The sequence below is a fragment of the Microbacterium sp. NPDC056052 genome (assembly GCF_042266785.1).
GTDB lineage: Bacteria > Actinomycetota > Actinomycetes > Actinomycetales > Microbacteriaceae > Microbacterium.
This window is the reverse complement of sequence record NZ_JBHJWV010000003.1, coordinates 131,724-156,251: the sequence shown is the minus strand read 5'-3', so window position 1 is coordinate 156,251 and position 24,528 is coordinate 131,724. Positions and strand designations below refer to the sequence as shown.

Here is a 24,528-nt window from a genome sequence, read left to right as displayed (position 1 = left end):
GGCGTCGGCGTGACCCGGGTGCGGGTCAGACCACGCTCCCCGCGCGGTATCCGACGCCACGCACGGTGGTGACGATGCGCGGGTTGTCCGGGTCGAGCTCGACCTTGGCGCGCAGGCGCTGCACGTGCACGTTCACGAGACGGGTGTCGGCCTTGTAGTGATAGCCCCAGACCTGCTCGAGCAGCATCTCTCGCGAGAACACCTGCTGCGGCTTCGAGGCGAGCGCGACGAGCAGCTGGAACTCGAGCGGCGTGAGCGCGATCCGGGCGCTTCCGCGCCGCACCTCGTGCGCGTCGACGTCGATCGTGAGATCCCCGATGCGCAGCACCTCGCTGGTCGACTGCGGCGTGGGGCGCAGCCGGGTGCGGATGCGGGCGACGAGCTCCTTCGGATTGAAGGGCTTGACCATGTAGTCATCGGCGCCGACCTCGAGGCCGCGGACCACGTCGGCGGTGTCGCTGCGGGCGGTGAGCATGATCACCGGAACCCCGGACTCGGCGCGGATGCGGGTGCAGATCTCGATGCCGTCCATGCCGGGGAGCATGAGGTCCAGCAGGACGAGGTCGGGGCGCTGCGCGCGCCACTCGTCCACGGCCTTCGCGCCGTCCGCGCAGAACACGGGCTCGAAGCCCTCCGTGCGCAGCACGATGCCGATCATCTCGGCCAGGGCCGTGTCGTCATCGACCACGAGGATGCGTGAGGTCATGGGCGGGCAGTCGTCTTTCGGATCTCGCGGTGTATCGGATCTCTTGCGGGACGTGGGCACGGATGAGCGCCCCACGTCGGTCCAGCGTACTTCACGACCCGCGGAAGTCGGCCGAAGGGCACCGCACGCACGCTGTCGCGTCGCCGATCCGGGCGTCGCGGCGGTATGACACGATGGACGCACACGCGAACCGGAGGACTCGTGAGCCAGCACAGTGTCAATGCGCAGGGCTGGACCCCCGCGCCCAAACCCGGCCTGATCCCCTTGCGACCCCTCGGGTTCGGCACGATCCTGGGGAAGTCCTTCGCGGCGCTGCGGCACAACCCCAAGGTGCTCTTCGGCTTCGCCGTGGTCGTGCAGCTGATCGTGATGATCGTGGTCCTGGCGGTCGTCGGCGCGGTCTCCTTCGCCACCCTGAGCCGCCTCAGCACGGTGCGTCCCGGCAGCGACGAATGGCTCACCCTGTACCTCGGATCGATCGCGTTCATCGGCCTGGCCGGCGTGCTCATGGGGTTGTTCTCGGTCGCTTTCACCGCGATCGTGCAGGGCATCGTCGCCGCGGACGTGCGCGCGGCGGTGCTGCGGGAGAGCGCGACGCTCGGCGTGCTCTGGCGTCGGGTGCGGCCGGCCGTCTGGCGCCTGATCGGCTACACGCTGCTCTACGGCGTCGCGGGCATGGTCGCCGCCGTGCTCATCATCGGCGTGCCCTTCGTCGCGATCGGCGTTCCGACCGGCTTCGACGGACCGAGCATGATCTTCGCGGTCCTCGCCGTGCTGGCCGGGATGGCCGGACTCGTGGTGCTGTCGGTTTGGGTCGGCACCAAGCTCATGCTCGTGCCGTCGCTCCTGGTGCTCGAGGGCGCGGGGGTGCGCGCCGCGATCGTCCGGTCCTGGCGCCTCACCCGTGGGCGGTTCTGGTTCGCTTTCGGGATCGTGTTCCTCATCGGCGCGATCATGTACGTCGGCACGCAGGCGATCAGCATGATCGGCGGGCTGGTCACCTCGCTGTTCGGCCCCGTGCTCAACCCCACGGGCAGCACGGAGCTCGCCCTGGGCGTGAGCGCGATCGTCGGCCTCGTGATCACCCAGGTCATCGTCGTCGTGCTGCAGTCCATCAGCTCCGTCGTGCAGGCGACGGCAGGTGCGCTCGTCTACATCGACTGCCGGATGCGGTACGAGGGCCTGGATCAGGACCTGATGGCGACCATGGAGCGCCGTGCGGCCGGCTACGAGGACGGGACGGATCCGTTCGGAGTGGATCCGACCAGGGCCGTGCGGGCCGGTTTCCGACCCGCCCCCGCCGCGGTGCCGTATCCCCTGCCGCCCGGCCCCGTTCCCGGCTATTCGGCACCGCAGGGCTACCCGGCCATGCCCCCGGGGTACCCGACCGCGCCCTCCGCCTTTCCGACGGCGCCGCCCTCCGCTGCTCCTGTCGCGCCCCCGGCCGCTCCCCCCGCGCCACCTGCGCCGCCCGCGCCGATCCCGCCCGCGCAGCAGAGCCCCTGGGCCGTGCCGCCGCAGGACGAGGGGTGGACCGCGCCGGGATCCGATCCGCGATGATCTCCCGCGCCCTCTGCGTCGCGCTGATCGCCCTCCCCGAGGCGTTCGGCGCGAAGCTCGCCGCGATCCCGCTGATCCCCGACGGCGACGACGCTCGCGCGCTCGCGGAGAAGGAGCTGTCCAAGCCCGAGTATCAGGAGGCGAAGCCCACCCTGATCGATCAGTGGGCGCGCGCCGTGATCGATTGGCTCATCGACCTGCTCACCCCGCAGCACGCCGTGGACCTCGGTCCCTGGGCCGCGATCGTGATCGGCGCCCTCCTGGTCGCCGCGCTCATCGCCGTGCTGCTGATCTGGGGACGCCCGCGCCGCTCCCGGACCGGCACGACGGGCGCCGTCCTCCTCGGATCCGCGGACGATCGCACCGCCGCGCAGCTGCGCGCGGACTCCGACCGCGCCGCGCGCGAGGGCGACTGGCCCGAGGCGATCGTGCTGCGCTACCGCGCGGTCGCCCGGTCTCTCCTCGAACGAGACCTCATCGCCCCGGCTCCCGGCGCGACCGCGCAGACGATCGCCCGTGAGGCCGCCGCGCCGTTCCCCGCCGAGGGCGAGGCGCTGCACGCCGCCGCCGTGGCGTTCGACGACGTGCGCTACCTGGGGCACCCCGGCTCGGCCGCCCAATACCGCGCACTCGCCGAGACGGACGACCGACTGCGCGCACTGCGTCCGCAGGCGCTGCCCGAGGCGGTGTCCGCATGAGCGCCGTCGCTCCCCCGCCCGCGCCCGACACGGCCGCGGACGACGGATCCGGCGTCGCCTCCGCCGAGGCGCGTGGCACCGCAACGCTCGTGCGCGCCCCGCGCCGGCTGCGCCGCGCACTCGGCTGGGTCCTGGTCTCCGCCCTCCTGCTGGTCGTCGCCGCCGCCGGACTGCTGCTCACGGCGCCCTCGCCCACGCAGCGCGACGCGCTCGATCCGGAACGGCCGGGCCCCGGCGGCATGCAGGCGCTCGCGCAGATCCTCCGGCAGCAGGGAGTCAGCGTCGACGTGGTGCGCTCCCGCGCGGACGCCGCCGCCCGGCTCGACGCGCACACGACCCTGGTGATGAGCGATCCCTACACGCTCAGCGAGGCGGCGGTCACGGAGCTCACCGACGCCGCAAGCGACATCGTGCTGATCTCCCCGAGCTCGCGGATGCTGCGGATGCTGCAGCTCGGCACGTACGGATCCCCGTCCTCGCCTCCGACCGCAGAGGCCGACTGCGAGGTCCCCGCGTTCGCGCACGTCGGCACCATCGCGCCCGGCCAGCTCTTCCTCCCCGACCCGGACGTCACGGCCTGCTTCGGCGACGCGACCGACGGCGCTGCCGTCCTGATCTCGGAGCACGACGGCGCCCGCCGCGCCGTGGTCGACGGCGCGGCACTGTTCACGAACGAGCACCTCGCCGAGAACGGCAACGCAGCGCTCGGGCTCGGGATGCTCGGCGCACAGCCGCACGTCGTCTGGTACGTCCCCTCGTACGAGGACTCCGACCGGACCGACATCGACGTGCCGAAGAGCCTGGCCGACCTCACCCCCGGATGGGTGACGCCCGTGATCGTGCTCGGCATGATCACGGCCCTGCTCGCCGCGGCGTGGCGCGGACGGCGCTTCGGGCCGCTCGTCGCCGAGACGCTGCCGGTCACGGTGCGCGCCTCGGAGACCATGCTCGGCCGGGCGCGCCTCACCGCGAAGGCGGCCGACGCCGCACACGCGGCGGACGCGCTGCGCGCGGGCACGATCTCCCGCCTCGCCGCACGGCTGGGCCTGCCCGCGAGGGCGGATCCCGCCGCCGTCGCGGATGCCGCCGCCGACCGGATCCGCGTGGACCGGGCAGGCGCCAGAGCCCTCCTCACCGGCCTGCTGCCCGGCAGCGACGCCGAGCTCGTCCCCTACGCCCGCCGTCTCGCCGAGCTGGAGACCGCCGTCGAGAACGCCGTCCGCATCGAAAGGAGCACCCCGTGACAGATCGTCCCGGCACCGACCCCGCAGGATCCGCCCCGCTCGGATACCCTCCGGCGCCGCCCGCCCCTCCTGCGGTCGTGCAGAGCCCGCTCACGGCGGCATCCGCCCCGCACACGACGACGCCCGTGCAGGCCTCACCGGCGGCGTCCCCGGCGGCCTCCGGATCCGACGACGCGGCGCTCCGCCAGGCTATGCAGCGCGTGCGCGCCGAGGTGGACAAGGCCGTGGTCGGCCAGGCCGGCACCGTCACGGGGCTGCTCGTGGCACTGCTCGCGCGGGGCCACGTGCTGCTGGAGGGCGTGCCGGGCGTCGCGAAGACCCTCGTCGTGCGGTCCTTCTCCCGCGCCCTGGGGCTCGACACCAAGCGCGTGCAGTTCACCCCCGACCTGATGCCGGGCGACGTCACCGGATCCCTCGTCTACGACGCGCGCACCGGCGAGTTCGAGTTCCGCCGCGGCCCGGTGTTCACGAACATCCTGCTCGCCGACGAGATCAACCGCACCCCGCCGAAGACGCAGGCGGCGCTGCTGGAGGCGATGGAGGAGCGTCAGGTCTCCTCCGACGGCGCGAGCCTTCCCCTTCCGGATCCGTTCCTCGTCGCGGCGACGCAGAACCCGATCGAGCACGAGGGGACGTACTCGCTGCCGGAGGCGCAGCTGGACCGGTTCCTCATGAAGCTCGTGGTCGGCATGCCCGAGCGGGACGCCGAGGTCTCGGTGCTGCGCCGGCACGCCGACGGCTTCTCACCGCGCGAGCTCACGGATCTGCACCCCGTGGTGAGCGCCGCGGAGATCCTCGCCGCGCAGCAGGCCGCGGGGCGCGTGCAGGTCACGGACGACGTGCTCGGCTACGTGGTCGACCTCGCCAGAGCCACCCGGCAGTCCCCCTCCGTCCAGCTGGGCGCGAGCCCCCGCGCCTCGACCGCGCTGCTGGCCGCCGCGAAGGCCTGGGCCTGGCTGAACGGCTCGAGCGCCGTCACCCCGGACCACGTGCAGACCATGCTGATCCCGGTCTGGCGGCACCGCCTGCAGCTGCGTCCCGACGCCGAGATGGAGGGCGTCTCCGCCGACGCCGTGCTCACCAGCGTCGTGCAGCAGACCAGGGTGCCGATCTGAATGTTCCTCACCGGTCGCCTCGTCATCGTCGCCGCCCTCGGCGTCGTGCCGCTCGTGCTGCTCGACGCCCTCGGGGTGCCGCCGTGGTTCGTCCTGCTCGGCTGGCTCGCGCTGTGCGCGCTGCTCGTCGGCGTCGACGTCCTGGCGGCCGCCCCGCTCGGCGCGCTGCGGGTGACCCGCGAGGTGCCGAACCGTGTGCGGCAGCACGAGCCGGTGACCACGACCGTGATCGTGCAGAACCTCGGCGAGCGCCGGCTGCGCGGGCAGCTCCGCGATGCCTGGCAGCCGACGGCCGGAGCCGCGGGGCACGGCAGGGCGGTGCTGGACCTGCCCGCGGGCGAGCGCCGGCGGGTGCCGATCATGCTGCTGCCGCGCCGCAGGGGGGAGCTGTCGAGCGAGTTCGTCGCGATCCGCTCCCGGGGGCCGCTGGGGCTCGCCGGACGTCAGGGACGCCACAGAGCGCGCGGGGCGATCCGGATCCTGCCGCCGTTCACCTCCCGGCGGCACCTGCCCTCGCGCCTGGCCCGACTGCGGGAGCTCGACGGCAACACCAGCGTCCAGGTGCGAGGGCAGGGCACGGAGTTCGATTCGCTGCGCGAGTACGTGCGCGGCGACGACGTGCGCTCGATCGACTGGCGCGCCACCGCCCGCGCCGGCACCACGATGCTGCGCACCTGGCGCCCGGAGCGCGACCGGCACGTGGTGATCCTCGTCGACACGGGCCGCACCGCCGCGGCGCGCGTGGGCGACGGCACCCGCCTGGATGCCGCCTACGAATCGGCGCTGCTCCTGTCGGCCCTCGCCCAGCGCGCCGGCGACCACGTGCATCTGCTGCTGTTCGACCGCGCCGTGCGCGCCAGGGTGAGCGGCGTGGACGGACCGGCACTGCTGCCCGCGCTCTCGGATGCCATGGCCCCCGTGCACGCCCGCCTCGTCGACACGGACTGGGGAGCGGCGTTCGCGGCGATCCGCACCCTCACCACGCGGCCCTCGCTCATCGTCGTGCTGACAGCGCAGGACGCGGTGGAGAGCGCGCGGTCGTTCCTCGGCGCCTTCCCGAACGCCTCGCGCGCGACGACGATCCTGGTCGGATCCGCCACGGATCTCTCGATCGACGCGCTGGCACGCGCGCGCGAGTCCCGCGAGGACGTCTATCTCGCCGCTGCCGCCGAGCGCACCCTCGCCGACGCCGCGCGCGTCGCCGACGCGATCCGGCGCGCGGGCGGCGAGCCCCTCACCGCGGATCCGGACGATCTCCCCCCGCGCATCGCCGATCGCTACCTCGAGCTCAAGGCCGCCGGCCGCCTCTGACCCGGCCACTTCCCCCTCTCCACTGACCGCGAGACTGCAACTCCGCGACGAGACTGCAGTGCGCGGGCGCAGTCTCGTCGCGGAGTTGCAGTCTCGCGGTCAGGGAGGGGGTGGGACACGCCAGTGTGAACGCGGGTTTTCCTGAATCATTCAGGAAAAGGATACGGTGGAGTCATGGACACGTCGGCGATCCTCCGCGGCGCGGGTCTGCGCGTCACCGTGCAGCGCATCGCGGTGCTGCAGGCCCTCGCGCTCGCTCCGCACAGCTCCGCGGATCGCATCCACACCGCCGTCGACGGCGCCGGCATCGCCCTGCCCACCGTGCACGCGATCCTCGGAGACCTCGCGACGGCCGGCATCATCCGCCGGGTGAGCCTGCCCGACGCCGACCGCGCGCTCTTCGAGGTCGAGCCCGGCGACAACCACCACCACATGCAGTGCGTGCGCTGCGGCCGCCTGGAGGTCGTCTCCTGCGCGGTCGGCGCCTCCCCCTGCCTGCACCCGGCCGAAGACCACGGCATGAGGCTGCTCGAGGCCTCCGTCACCTACCGCGCGGTCTGCCGCGCGTGCGACGAGGCGCCCGCGTCCGCATGACCGAGACTCGCGCCGCCTCCGCCCCGGGACCACTGCCTCGGAGCGGTGCCCGGCGCACCATCGACCGACCGAAAGAAGAGGAAAGGACCAGCCTTGTCTGAGAACACCTGCCCGATCGACCATGCCGGCAGCACGCCCGCCCCGCGCCCCGCGGGCGGCCGCACCGGCAACACCGACTGGTGGCCGGAGCGCCTGAACCTGCGCCAGCTCGCGAAGAACCCCGCCGTGGGCGACCCGCACGGCGAGGACTTCGACTACCGCGCCGCGTTCGAGGCGCTCGATCTCGACGCCGTCAAGCGCGACATCGCCGCCCTGCTCACCGAGTCGCAGCCGTGGTGGCCCGCCGACTTCGGCAACTACGGCCCGCTCATGATCCGCATGGCCTGGCACTCCGCGGGCACCTACCGCGTGTTCGACGGCAGAGGCGGCGGCGGCACCGGCCAGCAGCGCTTCGCCCCGCTGAACAGCTGGCCCGACAACGTGGGCCTGGACAAGGCGCGCCGTCTGCTCTGGCCCGTGAAGAAGGCCTACGGCAAGGCGCTGAGCTGGGGCGACCTGATGATCCTCGCCGGCAACGTCGCGCACGAGCAGATGGGCATGCCCACATTCGGCTTCGCGGGTGGACGGCCCGACGTGTGGGAGCCCGACGAGGACGTGTACTGGGGTTCCGAGAAGATCTGGCTCGACTCCAGCGCCCGCATCGGCACCGACGAGCAGGGAGAGCGCTCGCTCGAGAAGCCGCTCGCGGCCACCATGATGGGCCTCATCTACGTCAATCCCGAGGGACCGGAGGGCAACCCGGATCCGGTGCTCGCAGCGAAGGACATCCGCGAGACGTTCGGCCGGATGGCGATGAACGACGAGGAGACGGTCGCCCTCATCGCCGGAGGCCACACGTTCGGCAAGACCCACGGCGCCGCCCCCGAGGCGGGCAACGTCGGCGAATCGCCCGAGGGCGCGCCGATGGAGCAGATGGGCCTGGGCTGGAAGAGCAGCCACGGCACGGGATCCGGCATCGACACCATCGGATCGGGCCTCGAGGTCACCTGGACCTATCACCCCACCCGCTGGGACAACGAGTTCTTCCACATCCTGTTCGCCTACGAGTGGGAGCTCACCACGGGTCCCGGCGGCGGCAAGCACTGGAAGCCCGCCGACGGCGCCGGCCTCGACATGGTGCCGGAGGCCCAGGGCGAGGGCCGTCGCGAGCCGCGCATGCTCACGACCGACCTGGCGCTGCGCGAGGACCCGATCTACCGGGAGATCTCGCTGCGATTCAAGGACGACCAGGCCGCGTTCACCGACGCCTACAGCCGCGCGTGGTTCAAGCTGACCCACCGCGACCTCGGGCCCAAGGCCCGCTACCTCGGCCCCGAGGTGCCCGCGGAGGACCTGCTCTGGCAGGACCCGGTCCCCGCGCGCACCGGCACGCTCATCGGCGCGGCGGACATCGCCGAGCTGGAGCGGCGCATCGCCGCGACCGGCCTCAGCGTGTCCGACCTGGTGTCGACCGCGTGGGCCGCAGCGGCCTCGTTCCGCGGCAGCGACAAACGAGGCGGCGCGAACGGCGGCCGCATCAGGCTCGAGCCGCAGCGCAGCTGGGAGGTCAACCGGCCCGCCGAGCTCGCGCGGGTGATCGCGGCGCTGGAGGGCGTGCAGGAGGCGTTCAACGCGGAGGGCGGCGCGCCGGTGTCGTTCGCCGACCTCGTGGTGCTGGCCGGCAACGTCGGCGTGAAGCAGGCTGCGGCCGCCGCCGGGCGCGCCGTCGAGATCCCGTTCACCCCGGGGCGCACCGACGCGACGCAGGAGCAGACGGACATCGACTCGTTCGCGTACCTCAACCCGCAGGCCGACGGCTTCCGGAACTACGTCAGCGACGTCGCCAGGGCGATCCCCGCAGAGGTCCTGCTGGTCGACCGAGCGGGACTGCTGACGCTCTCCGCGCCCGAGATGACGGTGCTCGTGGGCGGCCTGCGCGTGCTCGGCGCGAACTGGGACGGCTCCTCCTACGGCGCGTTCACGCACACGCCAGGCGTCCTCACGAACGACTTCTTCGTGAACGTGCTCGACCTGAATACGACCTGGAAGCCGCTGGATCCCGGATCCCACGCGTTCCAGGCCACGGACGACGCGACGGGTGAGAAGACCTGGGTCGGCACGCGCGCGGACCTCGTGTTCGGCTCGAACTCGGAGCTGCGGGCGCTGGCCGAGGTCTACGCCAGCGACGACGCGGGCGCGAAGTTCGTGGACGACTTCGTGAAGGCCTGGGTCAAGGTCGCCGAGCTCGACCGCTACGACGTGCGCTGAGCGGATCCGCCCCTCGGGGTCGTTGAGCGAAGACGCCGCAGGCGCCTGAGACGAAACGCGGTCATCCCGCAGGTTCATCGCGTTTCGTCTCGCGCGGCCTTCGGCCGTGCTCGCTCAACGACCCCTCTTCGCGCAACGGCGTCGCCCTTGCGACGCCGGAAGCGCCTTCGCCGGTAGTGTCGCTGACGGACAGCGGCGCCCGACTTCCCGCGGCGCCAGAGAGCAAGGAGCCCCATGTCCTCCTCCCCCATCGACGCACCGGCCGCTCCGGCCTCGTCGCTCGCTCCGCGCCTGATCGCGGAGGGCCTCGGCACGTTCCTGCTCGTGGCGGCCGCGATGGGCACCGCCCTTTTCGCGTCCAGCCACTTCACCGATCCGGGCGCGCAGGGCTCGGTCTACCTCGCCGTGGCGCTCGCCGTCGGCCTGTCGGTGCTCGTCGGCGTCTACGCCTTCGGGCCGATCTCGGGCGGGCATTTCAACCCCGCCGTCACCCTCGGCGCGGCGGCCGCGGGGCGGATCGCGTGGCGGGACGCCGGTCCTTACATCGTCGCGCAGTGCGTCGGAGGCGTCGTCGCGTCGACCGTGCTGACGCTGATCGGCACGTTCGGCCCCGACGGCTGGCTGCCCCGGGCGCAGGACGCCGGCTTCGCGAGCAACGGCTGGGGAGCGCTCTCTCCAGGGGGCTTCGGGGTGTGGGCGGCGATCATCGCCGAGGTCGTGTTCACGGCGCTGTTCCTCTTCGTGATCCTCGGGGTCACGCATCCGACGCGCGGCACCCCCTTCGCGGGCGTCGCGATCGGGCTGACGCTGACCCTCGGCGTGCTGGCGACCCTGCCGATCGACAACGCCTCGCTGAACCCGGCACGCTCGCTGGCCACGGCGATCTACGGAGGAATCGCACCGCTCGCGCAACTGTGGGTGTTCCTGATCTTCCCGATCCTCGGCGCGCTGATCGCCGGTTTCACCTATCGCGCGCTGTTCGACCAGCCGAACCCCGCCACGCAGGCCTGACTTCTGAGGCGGCCCGCCCGCGGACGACGGCGCGCTCAGCCGGCCACGAGCGTCGGCGTTCCCGCCTCGAACTCGGTGAGGTCGCCGCTCTCCCCGAGGCGCTGCGCGCGACGGCCCAGGATCAGCATGTACGCGAGGAAGACCGCGAGCGCGAGCGCGCCGATCCCGATCTTCACGGGCCAGGGCAGCCCCCAGCCGGTCACGAAGCCCTCGACCATGCCGGAGAGCCCGAGCGCGAACACGAGCCCGATGGCGACCGTGCCGAGCGAGCGTCCCGCGACCGCGAGCGCCTCGCCACGGGTGCGCTCCCCCGGCACCAGCCAGGCCCAGAAGATGTGCAGGCCCGCCGCTGCCGCGACGAAGATGCAGGTCAGCTCGAGCATGCCGTGCGGGAGCAGGTAGAGCACGACGACGTCGCCGCGGCCGAACGCGAACATGATGCCGACCGCGAGTCCGACGTTCACGGCGTTCTGCATGAGGACCATGACGGGCCAGATCCCGGTGACCCCGAGCAGCACGCACTGCGCCGCGATCCAGGCGTTGTTCGTCCACACCATGCCGGCGAACTCGGCCGCGGGATTCTCCGTGTAGTAGTCCGTGAAGGAGTGCTCGGCGTAGTACTGCAGGTCGGCCTGGGAGCCGAGTGCGGCGACGAGAGCGGGATCCGACGTGATCCAGATCGCGACCCCGACGATCACGGCGAGGCTCGCGAGCGCGATCACGAGGGTGGTCCAGCGCAGCCGGTACAGCGCGGCGGGCAGCTGCAGGGTGAAGAAGCGGGCGGTCTGACGGAGGACGTTCTCGCTCTGCCCCGTCAGCCGCAGGCGCGCTCTGGCCAGGATCGTGGAGAGGTGCGCGCTCTGCGGCGAAGAGCCCACCGAGCTGCGCAGGTCGGCGAGGTCCGCCGAGGCCGCGCGGTAGCGCGTGATGAGCTCGTCCACGCCGGCGCCGTCCAGCGACCGCCGGCTGAGTTCGTCCAGGCGCGCCCACTCGCGGCTCCTGGCATCGGCGAGTGCGTCGGCGTCCACGTGTTTTACTGTACCCATGTCGGATGCCAGCGCCTCGAACGCCGTGGGCGCCGCGCACTCGATCGCGGCGCTCGACAGCGACGACGAGGTGCTGTCCGGCGAGGCCGTCGCGATCGAGGTCCAGCCGGTCGGTCTGTTCTTCCGCACGCTGGGCGCGATGATCGACGCCGTCCTCAGCTGGGCGGTCTTCCTCGGGTACATCGCCGTGCGCTACTGGCTGCTGGGCGCCTTCGGCGATCCCGCCCTCGATCGGATCCTCGCCGTGCTGGCTCTGGTCACGGCGTTCCTGATCGTGCCGTGCACGATCGAGACCCTCACGCACGGCCGCAGCCTGGGCAAGCTCGCGGTGGGCGGACGGATCGTGCGCATCGACGGCGGCGCCGCCGGATTCCGGCACGCCCTCATCCGCGCCCTGATCGGCGTGTTCGAGACCTATCTCACGTTCGGAGCCGTGGCCTTCCTGACCGCGGCCTTCACCGCGCGGTCGCAGCGGCTGGGCGACCTCGTCGCCGGGACGTACAGCCAGAAGGTGCGCACCCCGCATCTGGCCGCACGGGTGCTCGTGATGCCCCAGGGGCTCGAATCATGGGCGGCGATCGCCGACGTCGCCCGCATGCCGGATCGGCTCGCACGGCGGATCTCGCAGTTCCTGGACAGCACGCCGCAGCTGCTGCCCGCCGCCCGGGCGCGGATCGCGCACGAACTGCTGACCGAGGCGTCGGCCTACATCTCGCCCCTGCCTGCGGCTCCCCCGGAGGCCGTGCTCGTCGCGGCGACCGTGCTGCGCCGCGAGCGGGAGCGGCGGGGGCTTGCTCTCGCCGACACGCGCGTGCAGCGCCTCAGCGGCGTCGACGTCGGCGTCTGACCGGACTCGCCGGTCCCTGAGCGAGCGCGGCGAGACGAAGGGTCAGGCCTGCAGGGTCTCGTGCCGGACGACGATCCAGCCCGCCGGCACCGAGAGGCGGTCGGCGTGGATCGCGCACAGGTCGTGCGCGTGCGGGTCGTTCTCGGCGCCGAGGGGGCCGAGCGCCGCCATCTGGTCGCCGTAATCGTAGGTGAGGGTCGCCACGGCCTCGCGCGCGCAGCCCACCTTGGAGCAGAGTCGTCCGTACATCCCCCTCAGGCTAAGGGCCCGCAGGACGCACGCCGGGAGGCCGCGCGCACGACCGCCGGATCCGACCGCTGCCGCAGAGCGCGCCGGCGACGCCTAGACTTGCGGCATGCGCCGTGCCCGCCCCTCCCGCCGCACGGTCGTCCCGCGTCGTGGCGACCGGCACGGCCGGCACGGCCGCCTGGGCCGCAGCTCCGTCGTGCGACCGCCGCTTCCGCCCCTCGACGGACGACTCGACACGTTCGATCTGCACGTCGGATCCGCCGTCGAGCTGCTGCGCTCGATGTGGCCGGATCTGCGCCCCGTGCGCATCGAGATCGCCGCGATGCCCGCCCACTCGGATCCGGACGGACTGCCGCGCTGGCTCGTGGACACCCAGGCGCAGCGGATCGTCCTGTTCCGCGTGCCCATCGAGCGGCTGCTCGAACCAGGACACGACGACGCGTCGCACCGTCGCGTCGCGATCGAGGGCGCGGTGTTCCGCGCCGCCGCGCAGTACATCGGGCGCGAGCCGTGGGAGATGGATCCACGCGGCTTCGACGCCGACGAGTGACGCACCCCAGGACGTCGGAGGCTGTGCGCTCCCGCGCCTACCGCTGGTAGACCGTGATCGGGGCCGCCGCGGCATCCGTCGCCCAGACCGGATACCCGGCGAGCAGACCGATGCCCGAGTAGACCACCGCGGCCCGGACCGACGTGGGAGAGGAGAGCGTGTACGTCGTGGACGCGCTGAGCGCGACCGTCGCCGCGCCGTCCGGCTGCAGCACGACCCGCTGGGTCGCCCCGCCCTGAAGCGGCGTCAGCTCGACCGTGGTCGCCTGAGGGGAGGCGTTCTGCAGATGAAGCTGCGGCGCGGGCCCCTCGGCCACGGCGAAGGCCGTGGTTCCAGTGAGCAGCGGGGCCGGCGTCATCCAGGCGAAGTCGGATCCCTTGGCGAAGCCGGTGGTCTGCCAGGCTGCGGCGACCACCGGGGTGCTCGCCTTCACGTCGATCGCGTACAGCCCGGGCTTCAGCGCGGAGAAGTTGACGGATCCGACCTGGCCGGCGGTGAGCTTCACCGTCTTCGGGTCGCCGACCTTGCTGCCGGTGGCGGCGTTGCGGGGCTGCAGGGTCACGGTGGCATCGGCCTCGGGGGCGAGCAGACGCACGGCGGTCGAGGCGTTGTCATCGTCGTCGGAGCCGACCAGGGCGCGCACACCGAGCAGCGAGGAGTCCTTCTGCGGCTGCGCGATCGCGTCCTGCACGTCGATGCCGACCGGATCCAGGGTTCGGATCAGGCTCGACTGCAGCGCTGCGCGCACTGGGGCGCCGCTCGAGGTCACCTTGACGACGGGGCTGCTCTCCCCCGCCGAGCCTGCGACGAGCGGCACGGTGGACTGGGTGCCCGCGGGAACCACGAGCTCCGAGGAGTGCGTGCCGCCGGCGGATCCATACTCGGTGAACGTCACCGTCGCCGTGACAGCCCCGGGGTTCGCGATCAGCAGGATGTCGCTCGAGCCGGTGGTGCCGGCGCCGCCCACGATCCAGGATTCCATGCTGGGCGGACGGCAGGCGGACGCCGCGAAGCCGGACAGGTCGTCGGCGGAGACCGTCACGGACTGGGCGGCGGCGGCCAGCGCCGGCTCCCTGTCCTGCGCGGAAGCGGTGAATCCCGGCGCAGCGCCGGTGCCCACCACGTCGGACATGGCGAGCTCGGTCGAGGTCAGGTTCGCGCCCTCCGAGGCGCCGCTCACGAGCTTCGGCGTGCCCGCCACGCTGAGCTGGGAGGCCTGGGCGGCATCGCGCCCGAGCGCGAGGAAGGATCCTGCGCAGCTGAGCAGCGTGTCGCCCGCGACGGGCGTGACCGTCGTGTGCGCGGGCGCGCTCGCGATCGTGGGCCAGGCCGCGGGGATCGCGATCACCGCGCCCGCGACGCAGGCGGCCGAGACGACGATGCCGACCGTAAGCCGGGCGCCGGTGGCGACGAGCCGGACGGAGGTCCTGCTGCTCATGCGTCGGCCTCCTTCTCGGGTGTGGATGCGGTCTCGGCGGGTGCGGATCCTGGAACCTGGGGTCCGTGCTCGGGCTCGGCACCGGGTTCGGGATCGGGTTCCTCGCGGTCGGGTTCCGGATCCGCGGACTCCGCGACGGCGTCCGCGGCGCCCTGGCCGGGTTCCTCCCCCGCGGGCTCGCCGGCGGCCGCGGGTTCGCCGGCGGTGGGCTCGTTCGGGACGGCGGCCTCAGCCGCGATCGCGCCGGGCTCGTCCTCACCATCGGCCGGTGCCGCCTCGTGCTCCGGCTCCGCAGGAGCCTCGACGACGGCCGGGGCCTCAGCCTCGACCTCGTTCTCAGAATCGGACGCGGATACGGAATCCGTCGCGGTCGCGTCGCCGGGTGCCGCCACGGCGGCGGGGACCACGACGGACGCCGGCGCGGCCTTGCGCTTCTTCGGGGCGCGCGCGGGGCGCTCCCGCTGCGGCTTGACCGGGCGGGGAGCCCTCTCCGGCAGCACGCCGACCGCGCGGGGAACCGCTCGCGCGGCCCGGCGCGAGGCACGGGTCGGGATCGAGAGCAGGAGGGCAGCGAGGAGGACGATGAGCTCGACCGTCACCACGAGCTGCGCGGTCGCGCGCTGTCCGACGCTGAGCCCCTCGCGGGCTGCGGGCTCGGCGTCCATGCGCCACAGCACGCCGCGGACCGTCTCGCCGACGCGCACGAAGCCCGCGCGCTGGTCCAGGGCGGTCGCGGACTGCAGCCGCAGCGCACGCTCGGCCGAGGTCTCCTTGTCCGTTCCCGCCTGCAGCAGCACGAAGCGCACGCCCAGCGCGCCGAGGGCCTTGGGGGCGTCGAACTGTCGCGCGGAGACGAGGTCGACCGTCAGCTCGGTGTAGTCCTTGCCCGGCACGGAGGGCGCGGTGTTGATGATCGTGGACTGCGCACCGAGAGTCGCGCTCGCGCCCCAGACGACGGTGCTGGCGAGGGCGCCGTCCGGCTGCGCGCTGAGCACGAGCGTGCCGAGCTCGCGATCCGCGCGCGCCTGCGCATTCACGTAGGCCGGCAGCGTGGTCAGGTCGCCGCGCTGGATCGTCGCGGTCCCCGCGACGAACGACACGGCGGTCGGCACCGCGCACACCACGACGCCGGCGACGGCGATGAGCGCGGCGGCGCTGCGCAGAGCAGGGCGGCGGATCGCGCAGTCCAGGGTCACCAGGGCTCCGGCCAGCACGCCGATCCAGGCGAGGCTCAGCCCGGTGCCGGGCCAGAGCGGCACCGCCTGCGACTGCGCGAAGGCGACCGTGACGCCGACCGCGGCGAATGCGGTGGCGAGGCCCGCCGCGGCGACGAGAAGAGCTCCGATCCCCACGCTCCAGCGACGCGTGATCGTGGAGAGCAGTGCGAGCAGCGCGAGCGGGGCGGCCAGCCAGAGCACCCAGGCGGCGTCCTTGATCCCCAGGAGTGCGGGCCAACCCGCCTGGTCCATGGTCGGCAGCCCCGCGAGCAGCGACAGCCGCCCCGCCGCGTCCGCGCTCGCCTGCGGCGCCGCCACGATCGCGCCGGGATCAGAGAGCAGCGCCCACAGGGTTCCGTGCGCGGCGTGCCAGATCGCGAGAGGGGCGAACACCACGGCCGCGGGCACCAGCACCCAGACCATGCGGACGGCGCCGCGCACCGAGCGGCGCGCGAGCAGCCACACGATGGCGATGAGCCAGAGCAGCACGAACGCGGGTGCGAGCGAGGGCGCACAGGCCAGCGCCGCCGCGGTCAGCAGCGATGCCGCCCCTGCCGCGCCCCAGGAGCGCTGGGCGACGAGAGCCGTGTGGAGCACCCACGGCAGCAGCAGGTGCAACAGCACCGCGGCGGGGCGCCCCTCGGCGAGCGCGATCAGGAAGGTCGGTGCGAGCGCCCACACGGCACCGGCGAGAATGCGCAGTCCCGGCTTGTCGGTGATCCGGGTGCCGGCGAACCAGCCGCCGAGCATGGCGAGCGGCAGAGCGGCGACCCAGAGCAGCAGCAGCGCGTAGGAGGGCGCTCCCGGCCAGAGCGAGCCGAGCACCGCGAGGACGCCGGAGAACGGATCCGCGGGGCCGACCACGTCCACCCCGAAGCCGCGCTGTCCGTAGGCGGCATCGCGCCACAGCGCCTCGACGGTCTGCCGCAGGGGCAGCAGTGCGCCGCCGCCGAGGGCCGGCCAGGCCAGCAGGGAGGCGAACAGCGCGACACCGGCGACCAGCGCCGCGAGCACCGCCCAGGCGCCGCCGCCGGAGAAGAACCCGAGGTCCTCGTGCACGCCGGCCTCGGTGCCGTGGCCGTCGTCCAGGCGCTGGTGCAGCTGCGCGCGGGTGACCCGGAGCGGGGCGATGCTCGCCCAGCTCGCGCTGCGGTCGGCGTGGATCGCCCGGCGTGAGCGCGCGACGGCGGATCCGGAGACCATGGCGGCGGCGGCCGCGCCCCATTCCGGGAGCACGGCGGCGGGACGCTTTCCCGTCAGGTGCGTGATCGAGCGCCAGAGCGCGAGCGGCAGCAGCGAGAGCCAGTGCAGCGGCACCACGGCGGCGGGAGCGTAGCTCAGGCGACGATGCAGTTGCGCGCGGCGACGGGCGAAGGCGTCCGCGGCGGTGCCCTCCGTCTCGGCGCCGTCGTCGACGACGATCCGCGCGCCGGCGGCGAGCACCATGCGACCGCCGGCGAGGCGCGCGCGGATGCCGAGGTCGAGCCCCTCGTCGCGTCCGCCGAGCCCCGCGTCGGGACGGAGTCCGCGGCCGGCGCGCAGGAGCAGACCCCGCGCGTCGGCGCCGAGTGCGTCGTCCATGCCGTCGTGCTGCCCCTGGTCGAGCTCCCCGCGTGCGGGGTCGACGGCACGGCCGAGACGGGTCATGCTCTGTCCGAACGACACGATGCGGTGCTCGTCGAGGGCGCTGACGAGCTTGGGAGCGGCGATCGCTGCGGCCGGCGAGCGCTCCAGCGCCCCGGCGAGTTGTGCGAGTGCCGCGGGAGCGGGAGCGCAGTCCTCCGTGAGGATCCACAGCGCCGCGTCGTCGGCGACGCGCGGGAGCGCGAGGGCGACCGCAGCCGCGAGCGTCGTGGACGCCTTGGTCTCGATCACCGCTTCGGCGGCCTCGGCGACGCGGGCGCTGGTCCGCAGCGCGCTCGAGGAGCCGCACGCGACGATCGTCAGCGCATCCGGCCGGCGCGTCTGGGCGCCGAGCGCATCGAGGGCGCGCAGCAGGCGCGCGAGGGAGGTCGCACCCGAACGGGCGACGAGGACGGCGTGTACTCGGGCAGACATGACGGGGTCAGCCTAAGCGGGCCACCGCCGGCAGGCGGGATGGGACGCGGGCGCGTCCCGCTTTTCCCGGCAGAACCATTCAGCCGGCGCGGCGCTTGAGCTTGCGTCGCTCGCGCTCGGAGAGACCGCCCCAGATCCCGAAGCGCTCATCGTTGTTCAGCGCGTACTCGAGGCATTCGCCGCGCACATCGCAGGAGGTGCAGATGCGCTTCGCGTCGCGGGTCGAGCCGCCCTTCTCCGGGAAGAAGGCCTCCGGATCGGTCTGCGCGCACAGCGCGTCGCTCTGCCAGGCAAGTGCGTTGTCATCGCCCTCGGTCGGGCGACGGACGCCCGGAACCCCCAACTGGACCGGATCAACGAACCAGTCGTCGGGAACGTCTGAACGGTATGCCGTCATGTCGCCCTCTCCCTCGTATCCCCCCGGGTGCCCCGCGGGCCGCGTTGCACTACTAATTACACCCGTGTCATTCGCCCCGGTCAAGTCGCGGATCGTAAACCCTCAAGCACGCGTTGAACGTTCTTCGTCGCATACGGCGTGTCGCGCCGGCGTGTCGAAGACCGGTCCCGCTCCCGACGTCACAGGGTGCGGGCGGTACTCTGAACCACGATGGCGCAGCACTCCCGACTCTCCACGGCCCCCCCGCCGAGCGCTCCGGCACGCGAGTCCACCGGACACCTCTTCCTGCGCGCGCACATCGTGCTGCTGCTCTTCTGCGTGTTCGCGCACACGGCGATCTTCAACCTGCTCGGCGCGGACGGGGCGGCCGTCGTGCTGGGCGTGCTGCTCGTCGGCACGCTCGGCCTCGCGATCCCCCGCATCGCGCTGGCCAAGCCGGCGCGGTTCCCGTGGCGCCGGATGCCGTGGACGGCGCTCGGCTACACGGCGCTCGCCCTGCTCTCGGTGTTCTGGTCGGGGTGGCCGTGGGCGACGCTGCTCACCTGGACCCTGCAGGCGGCGATCACGGCCGTCGCCTTGTTCATCGCGTTCACGCTGAGCTGGCACGAGATCGTGCGGGCGCTCTCGAGCGCGCTGAAGTGGGTCCTCGGGCTCTCGCTGCTGCTCGAGCTGTGGGTCGCGCTCGTGCTGCGGCATCCACTGCTGCCGTTCTTCTCCGAACTTCCCGCGGGCAAGCCGGATCCGCACTGGTACTGGGTGCGCGGCGACCTGTTCGACGGCGGCAGGGTGCAGGGCATCGTCGGCAACTCGAACACGCTCGGCATCCTGTGCGCCTTCGCACTGGTCGTGTTCGCGCTGCTGTACGCGCAGGGAGCGCGACGCAGACCGGCCCTGCTCGTCTGGATCGTGCTCGCCGCGTTCCTGTTCCTCCGGGCCGGCTCCGCCACCGCGTACGCGTCCTTCGCGGTCGGCGCGCTCGTGCTCGTCGCCGCCCTGCTCATGCGCCGCGTGCGCACGCCGCGCGGACGCGCCAGGATGTACGCCTTGTTCACCGCGGTCGCCGTGATCGGGGCAGCGGTCGCCTGGTTCGCCCGCGACGTGCTGTTCGGCGCCCTGGGCAAGTCCTCCGACCTGACCGGTCGCCTCGAGATCTGGCACAAGGTCTGGTCACGCGCCGTCGAGCGTCCGGTGTTCGGCAACGGCTTCTCCTCCCCGTGGGTGCCGTGGGACCCGGCCTTCCACGACTGGATCATCGACCACCGCATCACGGTGTTCATGGCGCACAACATGTGGCTGGACGTGTTCCTGCAGCTGGGCGCGATCGGCGTGCTGCTCATCGCGATCGCCTTCTTCGCGTTCGCATGGCGCGCCTGGTTCTTCGCCGTGGACCGGCCCCGGTGGGATCTCGTGCAGGACCGCCCCTATGCGGCGCTGTCGCTGCTGCCGACGGTCCTCGTCGCGATGCTCCTGGTGCTGGGGCTCGCGGAATCCACGCCGATCATGCTGTGGGGCTGGCTGCTGCTGATCCTGCTCTCGTTCAAGATGAAGATCTCGCCGTTCGTGGGATCCGGTCCCGGTGAGGGCGCGCCGCCGCAGTCGCGCCGGCGGACGGCATGACCACTCCGCGGCGACGCCTGGCGAGGACGCTCGCCTCGGTCGAGATGGCGCGCGCCTACACGACCTGCGCGCTGCTGAGCGTCTTCGGATCGTTCGCGATCGCCGCGTTCACCTCGTCCGCGACCCGCAACACGATCATCGCCGTGCTCTGCGTGATCGGCGTGGGCATCCTCTGGGTGCGCCGCGAGGAGCTCAGCCCGCTCCGCCTCGCGCCGTCGACGCTGCTCGCCTTCCTCGCCTGGACGCTCGCGAGCGCGGTCTGGTCCACCGCGTCGGGAGCTTCGCTGAAGGCCTGGGCCGCGCTCGCCGGATACGCGGTGATCGCGGTCGTCGTCGGCCACATCAGAGACACCCTGCAGACCGTGCGGGCGCTCGGGGACGCGCTGCGGATCCTTCTCGGCGCCTCGCTGATCGCCGAGATCATGAGCGGGATACTGCTGGACATGCCGTTCCGCTTCCTCGGGATCCAGGGCGAACTCGCGGCCGGAGGACCGATCCAGGGCCTCTTCGGCACGCGCAACATGCTCGGGTTCATCGCGGTCATCGCGGTCATCACCTTCGTGGTGGAGTGGCGCTCCCAGTCGCTGTCGGCGGCGATCGCGATCCCGTCGGTGGTGGTGGCGGGATTCCTGGCGCTCTTCTCCGCCTCCCCCACGGTGCTCGTGCTCGCGGCCGCCGTGGGTGCGGCGAGCGTCGCGCTGGTGATCGTGCGGCAGGCACCCGCCGCCCGCAGGCGCCCTCTGCAGTGGGCGATCGGCGGAGTGGTCCTCGCCGTGCTCATCACGATCGCGATCTTCCGCACCCGCGTCATCGCCGTGCTGGATGCGGGCAGCGACTTCAACATCCGTGTCGAGCTGTGGAGCAACCTGCTCACCTACGTGCAGCAGCGCCCGGCACAGGGGTGGGGCTGGTTCGGTCTCTGGAGCGACGCGCTCTACCCGTTCAACTCCATCAACTACTTCACGAACGACCACCACGGCAGCGCGCTGAACGCCTTCTTCGACACCCTGCTCCAGGTCGGCGCCGGCGGCCTCCTGCTGTTCTGCCTGCTCGGCGGTGTCGCCCTCGTCCGCTCCTGGCTGGTCGCGAGCGTGCGCCGCTCGGTCGTGTACGCGTGGACGCCCCTCGTGCTCGTCGCCCTCGCCGTGGATTCGGTGTTCGAGAGCTTCACGCTCGTCGACGCGGGATGGTTCCTGCTCGCGCTGTGCGCCCTGCGGGCAGGCCAGTCCCGGTCCTGGCGGGAGAACATCGACGCCGTGCAGACGAGCTCGACGCCGCTGCCGGACCGCTGACCCGCCGCCGCCGCGGACGGGCTGCGAGGCGCGCGCACACGTGCGCAGGGTTGCACGGGCTTCCGCGGGTAGGCTGAAGACCTCCCCTTCACCCTCTCTGGAGCGACATCCGTGACCCCTGACCGCCAGAACGGCGCCGCCGGCTTCGACCCGGCCACCGCGACGATCGTCGTCGTCACCTACAACCGCTCGCACCTGCTGCAGGGGCTGCTGGACAGCATCGTGCAGATGGACCCGAAGCCGGGCCGCGTCGTCATCATCGACAACGCCTCCTCGGACGACACCACGGACGTCGTCGACTCCTACCGGTCGCGGATCGACGCGGAGATCGTCTACCGGCGCCTGGAGACCAACACCGGCGGATCCGGCGGGTTCAGCGAGGGCATGCGCACCGCGTACGAGCTGGGATCCGAATGGATCTGGATGATGGACGACGACGTCGAGGTGCTGCCGGACGGACTCGCCCGCATGGGGGCGTGGGCCCCTCGGTTCAAGAGCATCCAGGGCCGCCGCTACGACTACGACGGCAGTGCCTTCTACTGGCAGTACCGGATCGCCGAGCGCATGGGCATCCCGATCCCGTTCGCCCCCGCCGGTTTCGACGCCACCGGGTTCAAGCCGATGAACAGCGGCTGCTTCGAGGGCATGTTCATCCACCGCTCGATCGTCAAGGAGATCGGCCTTCCGGATCCGCGGTTCTTCATCTACTGGGACGACCAGATGTACGGCTGGCTCGCCTCCCGCCGCACGCAGGCCGTCATCGTCGACGAGTTCGTCCTGCGTCGCACCCGCGAGATCAAGCAGTGGGACATGGGCGTGCGGCACATGAACGCGTCCAGCAACGCCTACCGGTACTACATCATGCGCAACCGCGCCTACCTGAAGCAGTACTACCGCGTGCACCGCGTGTACAACCCGGTCCTGTTCGGCCTCGGCACGGCGATGACCTTCGCGAAGGAGCTCATCCGCCTGGTGTTCGTCGAGCGGACCGTGCGCGGCACGAGCAACCTGTTCCGCGGCCTGCGCGACGGAGGCCGGATCGGCCGCGATCGCAGCTGGCGTCCGATGCCCGCGCTGGAGGACTGATGAGCGACCAGAAGCCGGAAGCCGTCTGGGTCTTCCCCGATGAGCCGAAGAAGCGCGGCGGCCGCATCGCCCTGATCATCGGGCTCGTGGTGGCGGCGCTCGTCGTGGCGGGGGTCGTCGCGCTGTTCCTGATCCCCCGGGGCGACGGGACCCCGACCCCGACGGCGAGCCCGTCGGCATCGAGGACGGCGACCCCGACCCCGACCCCGACACACGCGCCCTCCCCCACGGCGACGACCGTTCCCTCCGATCTCCCGACCGCGCCGGCCACCACGCCGCCCCCGGTTCCCGACCCGTCCGTCGACGCGTTCCGCGGGCAGGTGCAGCCCCGGCTCGACGACGCGTCCACCGGCCTCGAGCTGGTGCAGAGCCAGAGCGGCGACGCGGCGGTGCAGGTCGTCGACTCACTGCAGAACGATGCGCAGAACCTGGCGGGCCAGCCCGCGCCCTCCGCGATCGCGACGCAGTGGGGTGAGGCGGTGAACGCCTACGCCGCCAAGCTGCAGTCGCTGCGCTCGGCGTACGCCGGCGGATCCGACCCGTCCGGAGCGCTCGACGACGCGAAGGCCGCGCTCGCGCAGCTGCGCTCGCTCGTCGGGCTCTGATCGGGCGCAGGTCCGCGTCTGGCGCCGGCCACGGTCGGCGGCGCTCAGGGATTGTCGGCGTTGTAGCGGTCCAGCACCTCGCCGATCGACGCATCCAGCACGAGGGCGCCCTTGTTCAGGTAGAGGCCCCGCGTGCAGAACCGGCGCAGATCCTTCTCGTTGTGCGAGACGAAGAACAGCGTGCGCCCCTCGGCGAGAAGCTCGTCGATGCGCTGGTAGCACTTGTCCCGGAAGGCTTTGTCGCCCACCGCGAGCACCTCGTCGACGAGCAGGATCGGCTCCTCGAGCTGCGATACGACGGAGAACGCCAAGCGCACCTTCATGCCGTTCGAGAGGTGCTTGTACGGGGTGTCCTGGAACTTCTCCAGCTCGGCGAAGTCGATGATGTCGTCGTAGCGCGCCGAGACCTCGGCACGCCCCATCCCGTGCAGACCCGCGGTCAGCCGCACGTTCTCCCGCACGGTGAGGTCGCCCACGAAGCCGCCGGTGAGCTCGATCAGCGGCGCCACGCCGCCGTGCACGCGCACCTGGCCCTCGTCCGCAAGGAGGACACCGGCGACGAGCTTCAGGAGCGTGGACTTGCCCTGACCGTTCCGGCCCACGACGCCGATCGCCTCGCCCTGCCGCACGCGGAAGGAGACGTCGCGCAGGGCCCAGAACTCACCGGGCCGGTTGCGCCGCTTCTTACCCGCGAAGAGATCCTTGAAGCTGCGGCGTCCGCGCCGGCCGAGCCGGAACCGGACGCCGAGTCCGTCGACCTCGATCGCGGAGTGCTGCTCGGTCATCACAGCTCCTTCAGCACGTCGCGCTCGAGCGAGCGGAAGGTGAACAGTCCGAGGGCGAGGAAGAGCAGGGTCACGACGACGCCGATGATGACCGGCTCGGGCTGCCACTGACCGGGGAACAGCCCGACCCGATACAGCATGAAGATCCCGGACAGCGGGTTCAGCGCGCCGATGATGTGCAGCTGCTGCGGCAGGTCCTTGAAGCCGTAGATGATCGGCGACACGTAGAACAGGGCGCGCAGGATCAGCGCCGTCGTGCGCTCGAGGTCGGTCCAGAGCACGCAGAGCGGCGCGATGAGCAGGCCGAGGCCGATCAGCAGCACGGTCTGCCAGATCATCGCGACGGGGAAGAGGAGCAGCGACCAGTTCGGCTCGGCTCCCGCGAACACCGCGAAGAGGACGAGGACGGGGATCGCGAAGGCGAACTCGAGCCCCTTGGTCAGGATGACCCGGATCACCCAGATCGATCGCGGGATCGCCGTCGAGCGGATCAGGCGCGCGTCCTTCTTGAACGCGCGGGTGAACTCCCCCACCGCGGTGTTGAACCACACCCAGGGAAGCAGCGCCGTGATGAGGAACACGATGTAGGGCTGTTCCCCCACCTGCCCGCGGTGGAACACCTGCGTGAACACGAACCAGTAGATCGCGCTCATCACAAGCGGATCCAGCACCGACCAGAGGTAGCCGAGCACGCTCGTCGCGTAGCGCACGCGCAGGTCGCGCGCGGACAGCAGCCACAGCGAATGGAAGTAGCGCCGGGGCGTTCCGGGTGCGCCGGCCGTCGTGTGACTCACG

At 72.3% G+C, this 24,528-nt stretch carries 22 protein-coding genes; 14 read left to right on the top strand and 8 right to left on the bottom strand.

The features are described 5' to 3' along the window. Positions 1-25: 25 nt before the first annotated feature. Positions 26-706 carry an MtrAB system response regulator MtrA gene (mtrA, locus tag ACFC1J_RS07270; RefSeq protein ID WP_375903889.1) on the bottom strand — a complete coding sequence of 227 codons (681 nt, stop codon included), beginning with the start codon at positions 704-706 and terminating at the stop codon, positions 26-28. 201 nt (positions 707-907) lie between these two features. Between mtrA and ACFC1J_RS07265 the strand changes: the two genes are divergently transcribed. From ACFC1J_RS07265 to ACFC1J_RS07230, 8 genes are all read left to right on the top strand, one after another. Further along, positions 908-2,266: a hypothetical protein gene (locus ACFC1J_RS07265; RefSeq protein WP_375903887.1), complete on the top strand. Its 1,359-nt coding sequence runs from the start codon at positions 908-910 to the stop codon at positions 2,264-2,266. After that, positions 2,263-2,964: a DUF4129 domain-containing protein gene (locus tag ACFC1J_RS07260; RefSeq protein ID WP_375903885.1), complete on the top strand. Its 702-nt coding sequence runs from the start codon at positions 2,263-2,265 to the stop codon at positions 2,962-2,964. Before ACFC1J_RS07265 ends, ACFC1J_RS07260 begins: the two co-directional genes overlap by 4 nt. Continuing rightward, complete coding sequence (locus tag ACFC1J_RS07255) at positions 2,961-4,208, top strand: DUF4350 domain-containing protein (protein WP_375903884.1); 1,248 nt, start codon at positions 2,961-2,963, stop codon at positions 4,206-4,208. The genes ACFC1J_RS07260 and ACFC1J_RS07255 overlap by 4 nt, the downstream gene beginning before the upstream one ends. A gap of 191 nt (positions 4,209-4,399) precedes the next feature. Further along, positions 4,400-5,323 carry an AAA family ATPase gene (locus tag ACFC1J_RS07250; RefSeq protein ID WP_375904482.1) on the top strand — a complete coding sequence of 308 codons (924 nt, stop codon included), beginning with the start codon at positions 4,400-4,402 and terminating at the stop codon, positions 5,321-5,323. Beyond that, entirely contained in the window at positions 5,324-6,634 is a 1,311-nt protein-coding gene (locus tag ACFC1J_RS07245; RefSeq protein WP_375903882.1) for a DUF58 domain-containing protein, read from the top strand. Positions 6,635-6,808: 174 nt separating this feature from the next. Beyond that, on the top strand, positions 6,809-7,228 hold the full coding sequence (locus ACFC1J_RS07240) for a Fur family transcriptional regulator (RefSeq protein ID WP_375903881.1): 420 nt from the start codon (positions 6,809-6,811) through the stop codon (positions 7,226-7,228). Positions 7,229-7,321: 93 nt separating this feature from the next. Then, the gene (katG, locus tag ACFC1J_RS07235) at positions 7,322-9,535 is read left to right on the top strand and encodes a catalase/peroxidase HPI (RefSeq protein WP_375903879.1); all 2,214 of its coding nucleotides are present in this window, start codon (positions 7,322-7,324) and stop codon (positions 9,533-9,535) included. Positions 9,536-9,769: 234 nt separating this feature from the next. Further along, positions 9,770-10,546 carry an aquaporin gene (locus ACFC1J_RS07230; protein ID WP_375903877.1) on the top strand — a complete coding sequence of 259 codons (777 nt, stop codon included), beginning with the start codon at positions 9,770-9,772 and terminating at the stop codon, positions 10,544-10,546. A 35-nt stretch (positions 10,547-10,581) separates the two neighbouring features. Here the strand turns inward: ACFC1J_RS07230 and ACFC1J_RS07225 are convergent, their stop codons facing one another. After that, positions 10,582-11,574 carry a stage II sporulation protein M gene (locus ACFC1J_RS07225; protein WP_375903875.1) on the bottom strand — a complete coding sequence of 331 codons (993 nt, stop codon included), beginning with the start codon at positions 11,572-11,574 and terminating at the stop codon, positions 10,582-10,584. A 16-nt stretch (positions 11,575-11,590) separates the two neighbouring features. Here ACFC1J_RS07225 and ACFC1J_RS07220 point away from each other — a divergent pair, with 16 nt between their 5' ends. Beyond that, entirely contained in the window at positions 11,591-12,439 is an 849-nt protein-coding gene (locus tag ACFC1J_RS07220) for an RDD family protein (protein WP_375903873.1), read from the top strand. A 42-nt stretch (positions 12,440-12,481) separates the two neighbouring features. On the opposite strand, the gene ACFC1J_RS07215 is transcribed toward ACFC1J_RS07220, so the two are convergent. Next, positions 12,482-12,688, bottom strand: coding sequence for a DUF3499 family protein (locus ACFC1J_RS07215; protein WP_375903871.1), 207 nt, complete (start codon positions 12,686-12,688; stop codon positions 12,482-12,484). A gap of 106 nt (positions 12,689-12,794) precedes the next feature. On the opposite strand from ACFC1J_RS07215, the gene ACFC1J_RS07210 reads away from it, so the two are divergent. Continuing rightward, the gene (locus ACFC1J_RS07210; RefSeq protein WP_375903869.1) at positions 12,795-13,238 is read left to right on the top strand and encodes a hypothetical protein; all 444 of its coding nucleotides are present in this window, start codon (positions 12,795-12,797) and stop codon (positions 13,236-13,238) included. 37 nt (positions 13,239-13,275) lie between these two features. Here ACFC1J_RS07210 and ACFC1J_RS07205 read toward each other — a convergent pair whose 3' ends face one another. The 3 genes from ACFC1J_RS07205 to ACFC1J_RS07195 form a co-directional block, all read right to left on the bottom strand. Next, positions 13,276-14,676 (bottom strand): DUF5719 family protein, encoded by a 1,401-nt coding sequence (locus tag ACFC1J_RS07205; RefSeq protein WP_375903867.1) that lies wholly within the window; start codon positions 14,674-14,676, stop codon positions 13,276-13,278. Continuing rightward, the gene (locus ACFC1J_RS07200) at positions 14,673-17,951 is read right to left on the bottom strand and encodes a glycosyl transferase (protein ID WP_375903865.1); all 3,279 of its coding nucleotides are present in this window, start codon (positions 17,949-17,951) and stop codon (positions 14,673-14,675) included. Before ACFC1J_RS07200 ends, ACFC1J_RS07205 begins: the two co-directional genes overlap by 4 nt. Positions 17,952-18,030: 79 nt before the next feature. Beyond that, positions 18,031-18,348, bottom strand: coding sequence for a WhiB family transcriptional regulator (locus ACFC1J_RS07195; RefSeq protein WP_292718093.1), 318 nt, complete (start codon positions 18,346-18,348; stop codon positions 18,031-18,033). Positions 18,349-18,558: 210 nt separating this feature from the next. On the opposite strand from ACFC1J_RS07195, the gene ACFC1J_RS07190 reads away from it, so the two are divergent. From ACFC1J_RS07190 to ACFC1J_RS07175, 4 genes are all read left to right on the top strand, one after another. Continuing rightward, the gene (locus ACFC1J_RS07190) at positions 18,559-19,965 is read left to right on the top strand and encodes an O-antigen ligase family protein (protein ID WP_375903862.1); all 1,407 of its coding nucleotides are present in this window, start codon (positions 18,559-18,561) and stop codon (positions 19,963-19,965) included. Further along, a complete protein-coding gene (locus ACFC1J_RS07185; RefSeq protein ID WP_375903860.1) occupies positions 19,962-21,257 on the top strand; it encodes an O-antigen ligase family protein in 1,296 nt (431 codons plus the stop codon). Before ACFC1J_RS07190 ends, ACFC1J_RS07185 begins: the two co-directional genes overlap by 4 nt. Before the next feature lie 111 nt (positions 21,258-21,368). Further along, the gene (locus tag ACFC1J_RS07180) at positions 21,369-22,343 is read left to right on the top strand and encodes a glycosyltransferase family 2 protein (protein ID WP_105689638.1); all 975 of its coding nucleotides are present in this window, start codon (positions 21,369-21,371) and stop codon (positions 22,341-22,343) included. After that, positions 22,343-22,948 (top strand): hypothetical protein, encoded by a 606-nt coding sequence (locus tag ACFC1J_RS07175; RefSeq protein ID WP_375903858.1) that lies wholly within the window; start codon positions 22,343-22,345, stop codon positions 22,946-22,948. The genes ACFC1J_RS07180 and ACFC1J_RS07175 overlap by 1 nt, the downstream gene beginning before the upstream one ends. A gap of 44 nt (positions 22,949-22,992) precedes the next feature. Here the strand turns inward: ACFC1J_RS07175 and ACFC1J_RS07170 are convergent, their stop codons facing one another. Together ACFC1J_RS07170 and ACFC1J_RS07165 are read right to left on the bottom strand one after the other, a co-directional pair. After that, entirely contained in the window at positions 22,993-23,733 is a 741-nt protein-coding gene (locus ACFC1J_RS07170; protein WP_375903856.1) for an ABC transporter ATP-binding protein, read from the bottom strand. Continuing rightward, positions 23,733-24,527 (bottom strand): ABC transporter permease, encoded by a 795-nt coding sequence (locus ACFC1J_RS07165; RefSeq protein ID WP_375903854.1) that lies wholly within the window; start codon positions 24,525-24,527, stop codon positions 23,733-23,735. The genes ACFC1J_RS07170 and ACFC1J_RS07165 overlap by 1 nt, the downstream gene beginning before the upstream one ends. Between the last annotated feature and the right edge of the window lies 1 nt (position 24,528).

Excerpts from the sequence above, each read along its gene's own strand:
- mtrA (WP_375903889.1), bottom strand. The coding sequence starts at position 706 with ATGACCTCACGCATCCTCGTGGTCGATGACGACACGGCCCTGGCCGAG.
- ACFC1J_RS07205 (WP_375903867.1), bottom strand. The coding sequence starts at position 14,676 with ATGAGCAGCAGGACCTCCGTCCGGCTCGTCGCCACCGGCGCCCGGCTT.
- ACFC1J_RS07210 (WP_375903869.1), top strand. The coding sequence starts at position 12,795 with ATGCGCCGTGCCCGCCCCTCCCGCCGCACGGTCGTCCCGCGTCGTGGC.
- ACFC1J_RS07230 (WP_375903877.1), top strand. The coding sequence starts at position 9,770 with ATGTCCTCCTCCCCCATCGACGCACCGGCCGCTCCGGCCTCGTCGCTC.
- ACFC1J_RS07220 (WP_375903873.1), top strand. The coding sequence starts at position 11,591 with ATGTCGGATGCCAGCGCCTCGAACGCCGTGGGCGCCGCGCACTCGATC.
- ACFC1J_RS07185 (WP_375903860.1), top strand. The coding sequence starts at position 19,962 with ATGACCACTCCGCGGCGACGCCTGGCGAGGACGCTCGCCTCGGTCGAG.
- ACFC1J_RS07250 (WP_375904482.1), top strand. The coding sequence starts at position 4,400 with ATGCAGCGCGTGCGCGCCGAGGTGGACAAGGCCGTGGTCGGCCAGGCC.
- ACFC1J_RS07170 (WP_375903856.1), bottom strand. The coding sequence starts at position 23,733 with ATGACCGAGCAGCACTCCGCGATCGAGGTCGACGGACTCGGCGTCCGG.
- ACFC1J_RS07215 (WP_375903871.1), bottom strand. The coding sequence starts at position 12,688 with ATGTACGGACGACTCTGCTCCAAGGTGGGCTGCGCGCGCGAGGCCGTG.
- ACFC1J_RS07255 (WP_375903884.1), top strand. The coding sequence starts at position 2,961 with ATGAGCGCCGTCGCTCCCCCGCCCGCGCCCGACACGGCCGCGGACGAC.
- ACFC1J_RS07260 (WP_375903885.1), top strand. The coding sequence starts at position 2,263 with ATGATCTCCCGCGCCCTCTGCGTCGCGCTGATCGCCCTCCCCGAGGCG.
- ACFC1J_RS07240 (WP_375903881.1), top strand. The coding sequence starts at position 6,809 with ATGGACACGTCGGCGATCCTCCGCGGCGCGGGTCTGCGCGTCACCGTG.
- ACFC1J_RS07190 (WP_375903862.1), top strand. The coding sequence starts at position 18,559 with ATGGCGCAGCACTCCCGACTCTCCACGGCCCCCCCGCCGAGCGCTCCG.
- ACFC1J_RS07245 (WP_375903882.1), top strand. The coding sequence starts at position 5,324 with ATGTTCCTCACCGGTCGCCTCGTCATCGTCGCCGCCCTCGGCGTCGTG.
- ACFC1J_RS07200 (WP_375903865.1), bottom strand. The coding sequence starts at position 17,951 with ATGTCTGCCCGAGTACACGCCGTCCTCGTCGCCCGTTCGGGTGCGACC.
- ACFC1J_RS07195 (WP_292718093.1), bottom strand. The coding sequence starts at position 18,348 with ATGACGGCATACCGTTCAGACGTTCCCGACGACTGGTTCGTTGATCCG.
- ACFC1J_RS07175 (WP_375903858.1), top strand. The coding sequence starts at position 22,343 with ATGAGCGACCAGAAGCCGGAAGCCGTCTGGGTCTTCCCCGATGAGCCG.